At 42.7% G+C, this 13061-nt stretch carries 9 protein-coding genes; 7 read left to right on the top strand and 2 right to left on the bottom strand.

Annotated elements, in window-relative coordinates:
• Nucleotides 1–24: 24 nt before the first annotated feature.
• Nucleotides 25–2307, bottom strand: a complete 2283-nt coding sequence (gene nrdA / locus AAGA51_RS08575) for a class 1a ribonucleoside-diphosphate reductase subunit alpha (RefSeq protein ID WP_042487728.1) — start codon at nt 2305–2307, stop codon at nt 25–27.
• A 448-nt stretch (nt 2308–2755) separates the two neighbouring features.
• A complete protein-coding gene (gene ubiG, locus AAGA51_RS08570; protein WP_167828612.1) occupies nt 2756–3469 on the bottom strand; it encodes a bifunctional 2-polyprenyl-6-hydroxyphenol methylase/3-demethylubiquinol 3-O-methyltransferase UbiG in 714 nt (237 codons plus the stop codon).
• A gap of 371 nt (nt 3470–3840) precedes the next feature.
• Between ubiG and gyrA the strand changes: the two genes are divergently transcribed.
• The 7 genes from gyrA (at nt 3841) to AAGA51_RS08535 (ending at nt 13049) form a co-directional block, all read left to right on the top strand.
• On the top strand, nt 3841–6489 hold the full coding sequence (gene gyrA / locus AAGA51_RS08565) for a DNA topoisomerase (ATP-hydrolyzing) subunit A (protein WP_042487721.1): 2649 nt from the start codon (nt 3841–3843) through the stop codon (nt 6487–6489).
• A 414-nt stretch (nt 6490–6903) separates the two neighbouring features.
• A complete protein-coding gene (locus AAGA51_RS08560; protein ID WP_042487715.1) occupies nt 6904–7083 on the top strand; it encodes a hypothetical protein in 180 nt (59 codons plus the stop codon).
• Nucleotides 7084–7394: 311 nt separating this feature from the next.
• On the top strand, nt 7395–7991 hold the full coding sequence (locus tag AAGA51_RS08555) for a GTP cyclohydrolase II (protein WP_042487713.1): 597 nt from the start codon (nt 7395–7397) through the stop codon (nt 7989–7991).
• Between the two features lie 155 nt (nt 7992–8146).
• Nucleotides 8147–9406: an imelysin family protein gene (locus AAGA51_RS08550; RefSeq protein WP_042487710.1), complete on the top strand. Its 1260-nt coding sequence runs from the start codon at nt 8147–8149 to the stop codon at nt 9404–9406.
• A 135-nt stretch (nt 9407–9541) separates the two neighbouring features.
• Nucleotides 9542–10924 carry a di-heme oxidoredictase family protein gene (locus AAGA51_RS08545; protein ID WP_042487706.1) on the top strand — a complete coding sequence of 461 codons (1383 nt, stop codon included), beginning with the start codon at nt 9542–9544 and terminating at the stop codon, nt 10922–10924.
• A 24-nt stretch (nt 10925–10948) separates the two neighbouring features.
• On the top strand, nt 10949–11980 hold the full coding sequence (locus tag AAGA51_RS08540) for an imelysin family protein (RefSeq protein WP_042487704.1): 1032 nt from the start codon (nt 10949–10951) through the stop codon (nt 11978–11980).
• Nucleotides 11961–13049: a DUF1513 domain-containing protein gene (locus AAGA51_RS08535; RefSeq protein ID WP_042487701.1), complete on the top strand. Its 1089-nt coding sequence runs from the start codon at nt 11961–11963 to the stop codon at nt 13047–13049. Before AAGA51_RS08540 ends, AAGA51_RS08535 begins: the two co-directional genes overlap by 20 nt.
• Nucleotides 13050–13061 lie beyond the last annotated feature (12 nt).

Below are 13061 nucleotides of genomic sequence, written 5' to 3'. Positions count from 1 at the left end.
AGTTAAAAATTCGAGTCAATCAGATTAGATCTTGCAACCGCCACCTGCGCAGTCATCATCTTGTGGCTGCACCACGTCTTTTTGATCGTCTTTCGCACCATCACGAGTGTTATGGTAGTACAGCGTCTTCACACCAAACTTGTATGCAGTCAGCAGATCCTGAAGCAGTTTCTTCATTGGCACTTTGCCAGACTCAAAATTGCTAGGGTCGTAGTTGGTGTTCGCTGAAATAGCTTGGTCAACGAACTTCTGCATGATACCAACTAGGTGTAGATAACCATCGTTAGAACCGATGTTCCAAAGCAACTCGTAGTTTTCTTTGTATTTTAGGAACTCTGGTACAACTTGCTTCAAAATGCCGTCTTTTGATGCTTTTACTGATACGTAACCACGAGGAGGTTCGATACCGTTAGTTGCATTCGAAATCTGAGAAGATGTCTCAGAAGGCATCAGTGCAGTTAGAGTTGAGTTACGTAGACCGTGCTCCAAGATCTCTGTACGTAGTGCGTCCCAATCATAATGAAGTTCTTCATCACAGATTTTATCTAGGTCGCGTTTGTACGTATCAATTGGTAGCAAGCCCTTCGCGTAATTTGTTTCGCCAAATAAAGGACACTTACCGTGTTCTTTCGCGAGCTGTACAGAAGCTTTTAGCAAGTAGTATTGCATCGCTTCAAAAGTACGGTGCGTTAGAGCGTTTGCGCTGCCGTCTGAGTATTTAACGCCATTTTTCGCTAGGTAGTATGCGTAGTTAATCACACCCACGCCTAGCGTACGACGATTCATCGTTGACTTATAAGCGGCTGGTAGTGGGTAGTCTTGATAATCTAACAAAGCATCAAGCGCACGAACCACTAGGTCTGCTAGCTCTTCAAAATCGTCTAGATTTTCAATCGAACCTAGGTTGAATGCAGACAGAGTACAAAGTGCAATTTCACCATTGTCATCTTCAACATTAGTTAAAGGTTTGGTTGGCAGGGCAATTTCCAAACATAGGTTTGATTGACGTACTGGAGCCACACTCGCATCAAACGGGCTGTGAGTATTACAGTGGTCAACGTTCTGAATGTAAATACGACCAGTAGAAGCACGTTCTTGCATTAGTAGCGTGAACATTTCAAGAGCTTTAACGGTTGTCTTCTTAATCGAAGCATCGTTCTCGTACTTCACATATAGACGTTCGAATTCGTCTTGATCTTGGAAGAACGCATCGTAAAGTCCAGGTACGTCAGAAGGTGAGAACAGAGTAATGTTTCCGCCTTCCACTAATCGTTGGTACATCAATTTGTTTAGCTGAACACCGTAGTCCATATGACGAACACGGTTTTCTTCAACACCACGGTTGTTCTTAAGAACTAATAGTGACTGAGCTTCACCGTGCCATAGAGGGTAAAACACCGTTGCTGCGCCACCACGAACACCGCCTTGAGAACAACATTTCACTGCTGTTTGGAAGTATTTGTAGAATGGAATACAACCTGTGTGGAAAGCTTCACCACCACGGATTTCTGAGCCCAATGCACGAATACGACCAGCGTTGATACCAATACCTGCGCGTTGAGAAACGTAACGAACAATTGAGCTCGCTGTTGCGTTAATAGAATCTAAGCTGTCGCCACACTCGATCAGTACACATGAGCTGAACTGGCGGGTAGGCGTACGCACACCAGACATAATTGGTGTAGGTAAGGAAATCTTGAATGTTGACGTCGCATCATAGAAACGCTTGATGTAATCCAAACGAGTGTCTTTTGGATACTTCGCAAACAAACATGCCGCTACAAGAATGTAAAGGAACTGAGCACTCTCATAAATTTGGCCTGTCACTCGGTTCTGTACAAAGTACTTACCTTCAAGCTGTTTTACAGCAGCATAAGAGAAGTTTAAGTCACGACGGTGATCGATAAAGCTGTCTAGCTTGATGAAATCTTCACGCGTGTAATCTTCCATTAAGTGCTTGTCGTATTTGCCTTTCTCAACCATTGAAGAAACATGTTCTAATAGTGTTGGTGGCTCATATTGACCATAAGCTTTTTTGCGTAGATGGAATACCGCTAATCGCGCAGCCAAATATTGGTAATCTGGGCTCTCTTCAGAGATCAGGTCAGCTGCTGATTTAATAATCGTTTCATGAATGTCTGATGTGGTAATGCCATCGTAGAACTGGATGTGAGCACGAAGTTCCACTTGTGATACAGAGACATTTTGTAGACCTTCAGCAGCCCATGTGATCACTCGGTGGATCTTATCCAGATCAATAGTTTCTTTGCGGCCATCACGCTTTGTGACAGTGAGTTGTTGGTTCATTCTGCTTCATTTCCCTAACAAAACTGATTAAAACCGTTTTTATATGTAATTCTTGTAAAATTATTAACGGTTTTGTGATTATGCTCGTCCTATATCTAGTGGCTTAGACACTACATATAGGGGTGCATCAGTGTTCGAGTTACAACATAGTGCTATAACCCCTTTAATGCAAGTTACAGTTTAGGGGAAACTTTGTGGATAACTTTGAAAATGAAAAAAAACGTTAGTAGCCACTAACTGATGATCTAAGAACAGAGTTGATTGTAAAAAATCGAGCTTTCAAGATTGGTTTATTCGTAACCGATCAAAAAAAAATTTCCTTGATCTTTAACTAAAAATTCGAGCCAAATTTAGTTGATTCAAAATGGAACAGAATGCACGAAAATCGTGCATAAAAATGAAATGTTTCTCGAAGTAGTTGAGGGTTAAAAAACCCTCAACTTTGTGATCAGAACAAACGCGTGTGAACGATATAGTTCACATCAACATTTTTCCCTAAGCGATATGTGTCAGTCAGCGGGTTGTAAAGTAAACCAGTGATACCTTGTTCTTTAAGGTGTGTTTGATCGACCATTTTAAGCAGCTCAGAAGGACGAATGAACTTCTCGTGGTCGTGAGTACCTTCAGGGACAATCTTCATTAGCTTCTCAGCACCAACAATGGCAAAAAGATACGATTTAATGTTGCGGTTCAAGGTAGAGAAGAAGACGTGACCGTTCGGTTTGACCAATGCAGCACAAGACTTAACTACGGAAAACGGGTCTGGAACGTGTTCCAGCATTTCCATACAAGTCACCACATCATAGGTTTGTGGGTTTTCTTTTGCGTGGTCTTCGATTGTACTCTGGATATAAGTGAGCTTAGTTCCAGTTTCTAACGCGTGGAGACGAGCGACTTCCAACGGTTCTTTGCCCATATCTAAGCCCGTAACTTCCGCACCTTCGCGAGCCATGCTTTCCGCTAAAATGCCACCACCGCAGCCCACGTCCAACACTTTCTTGCCGAAAAGACCATCCGCTTTGTCGAGAACATAATTGAGACGAAGAGGGTTAATCTGGTGAAGAGGTTTGAATTCGCCTTCTAGATCCCACCAACGAGAGGCCATGTCCTCGAATTTTTTTATTTCGTTAGGGTCGACGTTTTGATTTTGAGTTGTCGTCATAGTGAATTTGCCTTTAATACTCATCCGTGGTTACGTTGGCATTATAACGTTATGAGTAAATCAAACCAGTTGTTCTCTATTTGTTTAAACAAGAATTGATTGTTTAGTAAATATATGGGTAAAAATTAACCATTTATCAGTTGGATATGGGAGAAGTGTGTAATTTCTCCACATTTTAGAGGCAACAAACATCACAACCTGATAAAAGGGCAATGAAAGTTATGCCGAACCGTTATAAGTTGTGTTATATTTTTTCACCTTATAAGTATCAATAATATCTGGAAATTGGAAAACAGTGTCTATTCGGCTTATTTATAGTAATAGTTCACTGTCTGGATATACCGATCAAACTATAGAGGGATAAAGGCTCTATGAGCGATCTAGCTAAAGAGATCACGCCCGTAAACATTGAAGATGAGCTTCGAGGTTCATACCTAGACTATGCGATGTCAGTTATCGTTGGTCGTGCTCTTCCAGATGTGCGTGATGGTCTAAAACCAGTACACCGCCGCGTTCTATTTGCTATGAACGTATTGGGCAACGATTGGAATAAACCATATAAGAAATCTGCCCGTGTGGTAGGTGACGTAATCGGTAAATATCACCCACATGGTGACAGTGCTGTATACGATACTATCGTACGTATGGCACAGCCGTTCTCACTGCGCTATATGCTAGCGGATGGTCAAGGTAACTTCGGTTCTATCGATGGCGACTCTGCTGCGGCAATGCGTTATACCGAAGTTCGTATGGCTAAAATAGCCCATGAACTGTTGGCTGATTTAGATAAAGAAACGGTTGATTACGTAGACAACTACGATGGTACTGAGCAGATTCCTGCTGTATTGCCAACGAAAGTTCCTAACCTGCTTGTGAACGGTTCGTCAGGTATTGCAGTAGGTATGGCGACCAATATTCCGCCACACAACTTAACTGAAGTTGTGAATGGATGTTTGGCATTCATCGACAATGAAGACATCACTATTGATGAGTTGATGGATTACATCCCAGGACCAGATTTCCCAACCGCAGCATTGATTAGTGGTCGTAAAGGTATCATTGATGCCTATAAGACTGGTCGCGGTAAAGTTTACATGCGCTCTAAAGCTGATATTGAAGCAGATAAGAGTGGCAAAGAAACCATCATCGTTTCTGAAATTCCGTATCAAGTGAACAAAGCTCGCTTGATTGAGAAAATTGCGGAACTAGTAAAAGATAAAAAAGTTGAAGGCATCAGCGCACTACGTGACGAATCTGATAAAGATGGTATGCGTATTGTTATTGAATGTAGACGTGATGCAGTTGGTGAGGTTGTTCTGAACAACCTATATGCAAACACTCAACTTCAAACCACTTTCGGGATTAACATGGTTGCCCTTGAACATGGCCAACCAAAACTGTTTAACCTGAAAGAAATGATTAAGTGTTTCGTAGACCACCGCCGTGAAGTGGTGACTCGTCGTACTATTTTTGAATTACGTAAAGCTCGTGAGCGTGCTCATATCCTCGAAGGTTTGGCACTAGCACTGGCAAATATCGATGCAATCATCGAGTTGATCCGTAAGGCTCCAACACCAGCAGAAGCTAAAGTTGGTTTGATTTCACGAGGCTGGGATCTAGGCAATGTAGCGGCAATGCTTGAGCGTGCTGGTACAGATGCGGCTCGTCCAGAGTGGCTTGAAGCTCAATACGGTATTCGTGATGGTCAATATTTCTTAACTGAGCAACAAGCTCAGGCGATTCTAGAACTTCGTTTACACCGTTTAACGGGTCTAGAACACGAGAAGATTCTTGATGAATACAAACAGCTTCTAGAAGAAATTGCAGAGCTACTGCATATTCTTGGCAGCACTGAGCGCTTGATGGAAGTTATCCGTGAAGAGCTAGAAACGGTTCGTGATGCTTTTGGTGACGCACGTCGTACAGAAATCACAGCTGCAAGCCATGACATTGATATGGAAGAGCTGATTGCTCGTGAAGATGTTGTTGTGACTCTATCTCACGAAGGCTATGTGAAGTATCAGCTTCTAAGCGACTATGAATCTCAACGTCGTGGTGGTCGTGGTAAGAGTGCAACACGCATGAAAGACGAAGATTATATCGAACGTCTACTCGTTGCGAACACTCATGACAACATTCTATGTTTCTCTACGCGTGGTAAGACATACCGTCTGAAGACGTATCAATTGCCATTAGCGAGCCGTACTGCTCGTGGTAAGCCAATTGTTAACTTACTACCGCTAGAAGAAAATGAACGTATCACAGCGATTCTGCCTGTAACTGAGTTCAGTGAAGATAAATTTATCTTTATGGCAACCGGTGACGGCACTGTTAAGAAGACATCTTTGGATCAGTTCGCCAACGTGCGCGCAAATGGTCTGATTGCTCTTAACCTACGTGATGAAGACTCTCTAATCGGCGTTGATATTACAGACGGCAACAACGACATCATGTTGTTCTCGCAATCAGGTAAAGTTGTCCGCTTCAACGAACAACAAGTTCGTGCGATGGGACGTACTGCTGCTGGTGTTCGTGGTATGAAGCTGAACGGCGAGGATCAAATCGTTTCTCTAATCGTTCCTAAGACTGACGGTAACATACTGACAGTAACAGAAAATGGTTATGGTAAGCGTACTGTTCTAAGTGAATACCCAGCGAAGAGCCGTGCAACACAAGGTGTTGTGTCGATCAAAGTCTCAGAGCGTAACGGTCTCGTTATCGGTGCGGTTCAAGTGGAAGAAGGCGACGAGTTCATGATGATTACTAACGCAGGTACGCTTGTACGTACTCGTGTTGGTGAAGTGAGCCAAGTTGGCCGTAACACTCAAGGTGTAACACTTATCCGTACAGCGGAAGATGAGAAAGTTGTTGGACTACAACGAATTGAAGAAATTGAAGAAACTGAACTTCCTGAAGGGGAAGAGGGTGATGAAGTTTTAGATTCGTCAGTAGAGTCAGCGGATAGCGTTGAAATTGAGAGTGATGATTCTGAAACTGATAGCGAATCCGATTCAGAATAAATAATCTTCACTATATAAAAAGCCGAGTATTAAATACTCGGTTTTTTTTCATCTAAAAAACAGCGATACCACTTTAGAAAGCGATATTTGCGTATATTTGAAACTCTATGTAATATCAAATCATTAATAAATGGAATATTAGTATTTATTAATGTATGAAAAGTAGAGAGTGGTTTATATGAAGTGGCGTTAGAGTGAAGTGAATATGAATAAAGCGTAAATTTTTGCAAGGTAATCTAGGTGATCAAAATACTAAGGTAATTGATCTAACTGAATATTTTGGATCAAAATTAGCACCTATAAAAAATCAAATGTAAAGTGTGATGGTAGTTCCATTAATATGTTTTTTGTCACAAAATTGAATTTTAAATGGTATTATTTTTGAGAATTAATGCTTATTAATGGATTAAGGCAGTGGACCAACTGATGATTTATAAATTGAAAGAAGCTTTTCATGAACAAATTAGTTCTCTGCAGCCATATTCTTCGACTCCGTCTAAATCAACGTTATCGTTATTAACTGCAGAAGAATTGAAAGAACTAGAACAGATCTGGATTGATTTCACTATGTGGAAGAAAACTCAGAAAAGCTAAGTCAATCTAGTACTTGTTACCCAGCTTATTACAGCTGGGTTTTTTATTGCCGTTTTTCGAAATTGTTATATTATAACAACAAAGCTTGATGAATCTTACAGAGCGCGTTTCTATAAGTTACTTAAGTTGGTAAACAGATTATGATCTTTTCATTGAAAACTTGCGGGCCAATCCCCATAGTTATGGCAAGATTAACTGATTCGAATGCATGGACTCTCAATGTGGCAGAGCATTAGCTTCGCTAAGTATGAGAAGAAGATAAATTATTAACGACTGTGCATAAGTAATGTTTGAGTAAAGTGAGTACAGATATGGCGGAAGTAAGAGCCAGAGTTGACTTTAAGGTCGGCGCTAAAAGCAGCATTGATGCTGAAATCCTCTCTTTTAAAGGTTTAGAAACAGACAAAGAGCACGTTGCTGTTATCTTCAAATCCGTTGATAAGTCTCAAGAGATACCATTAGTTCGCATGCACTCTGAGTGTTTAACTGGTGATGTTTTCCATTCGTCGCGTTGCGATTGTGGTGAGCAGTTGGAAGAAACCATAGAGAAAATGGGTGAGTTTGGCGGAATTATTCTCTATTTACGTCAAGAGGGGCGGGGTATTGGGCTTTATAACAAAATCGATGCTTACCGTTTACAAAGCCAAGGGATGAATACCTACGAAGCCAACAATCATTTGGGCTTCGGCGACGATCTCCGTGATTTCACTGAAGCTGCGCAAATGTTGAAAGCTTTGGGTATAAATAAGATTCGATTGGTGACTAATAACCCTAAGAAAGTCAACGAACTAAAACAGCATGGCATAGAAATCGTTGAAGTTGTAAATACAGCAGCTCATATTAAGTCAGGCAATGAAAACTATTTAAAAGCAAAAGTCTCACACGGAAAGCACGACTTAAAACTTTAATAGCTCATCACTTTTGCATAAAAAAACCTCACTTCGGTGAGGTTTTTTTTGTTACAGCTTGCAAATAAATTGTAAATTTGTATGATGCGTAACTAGTAGTGCAAATGAGAATAATTAGCACTAACAATATAAAGTTGCTCAACAAGGATGCTTCAATGAAAGTGAAATCGTTTTTAGTCCAATCTATCGCCGCTTCTTTAGCTTTAGCAAGTGCTGCAAGTATGGCAGCAGTTACTCAGCAACAAGTTGTTGAAAATTATGCCGATATTGCGCACGCAGTATTCGCTGATTCATTGACAACAGCTAAAGATCTTGAGAAATCAGTGGATGCTTTTCTGTCTGCACCGTCAGAAGCAAAACTGCAAGATGTTAAAAAAGCTTGGTTAGCAGCGCGCGTACCGTACCAACAGTCTGAAGTTTTCCGTTTTGGTAACGCCGTCGTTGATGATTGGGAAGGACAGCTAAACGCTTGGCCTTTGGATGAAGGTCTGATCGATTACGTTGCGACAGATTATCAATATGAACTTGGTAATGAAGGTGCAAGTGCAAACATTATCGGTAATAAAGCGATCACGATCGGTGCAACGATAATTGATGCATCTACCATTACACCTGAGCTTATCGCTAGCCTCAACGAAGTTGGTGGTTCGGAAGCGAACGTAGCATCTGGGTACCATGCAATTGAATTTTTGTTATGGGGCCAAGATTTAAACGGCACTAACCCTGGCGCTGGTGCTCGTCCTTATACAGATTATGTTCAAGGTGCAGCGTGTACTAACGGCAACTGTGACCGTCGTGCCCAATACTTAAAAGCTTCTGTTCAGCTTCTGGTACAAGATCTAGAGTGGATGGAAAAGCAGTGGTCAGCATCGGAAAAAGGTAATTACCGTCAGGAACTACTTTCAGAATCAGCAACAAACGGCATTCGTAAAATGTTGTTTGGTATGGGTTCGTTATCTCTTGGTGAGTTAGCTGGTGAGCGTATGAAAGTGGCGCTTGAAGCGAATTCAACCGAAGACGAGCACGATTGTTTCTCAGACAATACGCACAACTCTCATTACTTTAATGAGCAAGGCATTTACAACGTCTATACGGGCTCATATTCACGTGTAGACGGATCTAAAATTTCTGGTCCAAGCATCAATGATTTGGTTGCAGACAAAGATTCAGCGGCCGCGAAAGACATTCTGGCTCAATTTGAAGTTTCTCGTGCAGAAGTTGGTGAGTTAGTGAAATCAGCAGAACAAAACAATCAACACTTTGATCAGTTAATTGCTGCAGACAACGCTGAGGGCAACGCATTAGTCAATAAAGCTATCGCTGGTTTAGTGGCTCAAACGGCTTCTATTGAGCGTGCAGCAGGCATTATCGGTATCGATAGCCTCAATCCGGATAACGCTGACCACGAATTTTAATCTCGATGGCAGACTGAGCTCTCTTAACAAGATTCACCCCACAAAAAGAGAGCTCATTTATACCCAATCTTTAGACCTTTAACATGAGGTGTGACGGATTGGGTTTCTTGCTTTTTAAACAATGAGAAAGACGTAATGAAGTCGTATTTTTCAGCACTACTACTGGGTTTGGCCTCTTGCCATGCGGTGGCTGAAGACGTGAAATCTGGTGGCAGTACCAGTACTACGAAAGCCGGCCCTAATGCTTATTCTCTGCCAGCATCAAACTTGCCAATGGCAAAACGTTTGGACTTTAGCGTGGGTAACAGTTTTTTCCGTAATCCTTGGGTTCCGGCACCTTCATCAACTGATGCTCGCGATGGCCTTGGTCCTCTTTTTAACACTAATGGTTGTCAGAACTGTCATATCAAAGATGGACGTGGTCACCCTCCAGAAGCCAATGATACCCAAGCGGTTTCGATGCTTGTGCGTTTGAGCATTCCAGCAGAAACAGCTGCACAAAAAGCCATATATGACAGAGCGGGTGTAGTACCTGAACCGGTTTACGGTGATCAGTTGCAAGATTTTGCCCTTCCAGGGAAAAAAGCCGAAGGTTCGATTCTTATTACTTATGACGAAGTGGTGGTTAAGTTTGCGGATGGCACTCCAGTACTTTTACGTAAACCGAATCTTTCTATTCAAAATTTAGGGTATGGCGCCTTACATCCGAAGACTCAATTTTCTGCGCGTGTCGCTCCGCCTATGATTGGTTTAGGACTGTTAGAAGCTATTCCAGAACAGACGATTCTTTCTTGGCAAGACGAGAACGACGCTAATGGTGATGGAATCTCTGGTCGTGTGAACCGAGTTTGGGATATCCGCGAAGAGAAAAAAGTCGTTGGACGTTTTGGCTGGAAAGCAGGGCAACCATCGTTGATGCAACAAAATGCCGCAGCGTTCAATGGTGATTTAGGGTTGACCAGCCGTTTATTCCCTAAAGAAAACTGCAGTGTGCACCAAACACTTTGTAGTCAAGTGCCTAACGGTGGTGAACCTGAAGTGAGCGATAATATACTCGATTTCGTTGAGTTCTATTCGCAACACTTAGCGGTACCTGTGCGCCGAAACGTTGATGACCCAAAAGTTCAACACGGTAAAAAGCTGTTCGCTGAAGTAGGATGTAATAGCTGCCACAAAACAGCGGTTAAAACTGCAAAAGTGGAATCTAGACCTGCACTGTCAGAACAAACTATTCATCCATATACAGATTTGTTATTACACGATATGGGCGAGGGATTAAGTGATGGCCGACCTGAAGCTCTTGCATCAGGCAACGAGTGGCGAACGCCACCGCTGTGGGGTATCGGCTATACAGAGGAAGTGAATAACCATACATACTTCCTACATGATGGACGAGCACGAAATCTTATGGAAGCGGTGCTTTGGCATGGGGGCGAAGCTCAAGCAGCCAAAGAAAAAGTACTTCAGTTCAGTAAGCAAGAACGCGAAGCCTTAATCGCATTTCTAAATTCTTTATAAAGTCATTCTTTGTTAGGTGTTTATATGACCTTCAAACTTTTTTTTCCAAGCATATTGGTACTGAGCTTAACGGCCTGTCAAACAAGTCAAACAGCTTCGCACGCGCAGCAAACTCAACACGTAAGCCAGGCTACTTATTTGGTGGAGTATCAAGCCGCAAATCATTTTTCTATGCAAGCCCATTCTTTAGCCGAAACGTTTTCTGAGTTCTGTCTGGCAGATTCCGTAGATATTTCAGAGATCAAACAACAATGGCATAGCACTATGCTTGCATGGATGGCATTACAAGGTCAGGAGCGAGGTCCTGCAGATGCTCTTGCTCAAAGTTGGAATGTGCAGTTTTGGCCGGATAAGAAAAACACTACAGGTCTGAAAATGGGCGCCTTAACAAAGCAGGATAAAGTTTGGACGGCTTCCGAAATTGCAGAAAACAGTGTGACGGTACAAGGTCTTGGGGCAATTGAATGGATGCTCTACGATTCTAAATCGCCGCTGACCACTTCGAAGGTTAAGGCATGTATGTCAGCAACAGCAATCAGTGAAAATCTGGCAAACAGAGCCGACACGATTGAAAAAGCGTGGCGTACAAACCCTTGGACAAAACTGGATGAGAAAACGTGGACTTCGGAATACATAGCGCTGCTATCTAACCAGTTAGAGTTTTCCATGTCTAAGTTAAGGCGCCCTTTAGCGAATATTGGTAAACCTCGCCCATATTTCTCTGAGTCATGGCGCTCTAAAACGTCTATGTTCAACCTAAAAGCCAACATTGAAGCGATGCAATCGCTGTATTTATCTGATGGAAATGGTTTGGACAAAATGCTGAGAGACCGTGGACTAGTCGATTTGGCGGAACGAGTGAAAACCCAATATGCAAACCTTTTGGCAACATGGCCTGAAGAGGGAAGTTTGTTCGACCTGCTGCAAACAAAAAAGGGATATCGAACTGTGCTTTCTCAGTACAACAAAATGGAACAACTTAAGTATTTGTTACATGACGAAGTCTCTGTGGAACTAGACGTAGTGATAGGATTCAATGCAACCGATGGTGACTGATAACACTCGCCGCTCGCTACTAAAAGCGGCTCTCTTCGGTGTTTGCACACCAATATTTCCGTTTGGTTGTGCAAGCAACGGGAATAAAAATCAACCAGCACTCATTGGTTGTGCCGTGACAAGCCGCAACCAGTTTAGCGCTGTAGTTGCCGATAAACAGGGGCAAGCGATTCGTCAGTTGCCTTTACCTGCCAGAGGACATGGGGTCGCTATTCATCCTCATATGAGTCAAGCCGTTGCTTTTGGCCGTCGTCCGGGTGAGTTTATGATGGTTTTTGACTATCAGAGTGGCGAGATGATAGCGCTCAACTCGTCTGGCTCTCAGCGACACTATTACGGTCATGGCGTCTATTCCAATGATGGCTTGTGGTTGTTTGCAACCGAAGGCGAAAGAGGAACTAGCAGGGGTATCATTGGTGTTTATGACGTTCAAAAGGGCTACCAGAAAACCGATGAACTGACAGGCTTTGGTATCGGTCCACATGAGGTGATCATGATGCCAGACAATACCTTAGCGATTGGTGTGGGCGGCGTTCATACCAACGGCCGAGAGCCTTTAAATATAGAGACAATGCAGCCGAGTCTTACTTATCTGTCTATGAATGGCAAAGTGCTAGAGCAGGTTGCATTACCGGATCACCATTTGAGTATTCGTCACCTTGCTCATGACGGAAGTGAAACCGTGTTGTGTGGACAACAATATCGTGGACAACCGGAAGACACACCATCATTAATTGCCATGCATACTCGTGGCGGAAAAATGCAGCCTTTACTTGCTGAACCTGAAGAGTGGGCTCGTTTTAATCACTATATTGCAAGCATAGCGGCTACGGATAAATGGATATTGGCTACGTCTCCCGTCGGGAATTGCTACGGTATTTGGTCGAAGGAAACTCATCGCTTAGTTGAACTCGCTCCTTTACCCGATGCTTCAGGTGTTGTTGTGCATGATGAGCAGTTTCAGGTAAGCTCCGGTGCTGGGATGGTAGTGAGAAACCAATATCCTCATGGCGCGGCAACGAGTGTATCAAATGTGCAATGGGATAATCACTGGTCAGCAATTGTTTAATTTTGTCATAAC

Source organism: Vibrio diazotrophicus (genome assembly GCF_038452265.1).
Taxonomy (GTDB): Bacteria; Pseudomonadota; Gammaproteobacteria; order Enterobacterales; family Vibrionaceae; genus Vibrio; species Vibrio diazotrophicus.
This window is presented reverse-complemented; position numbering and strand designations above follow the sequence as displayed.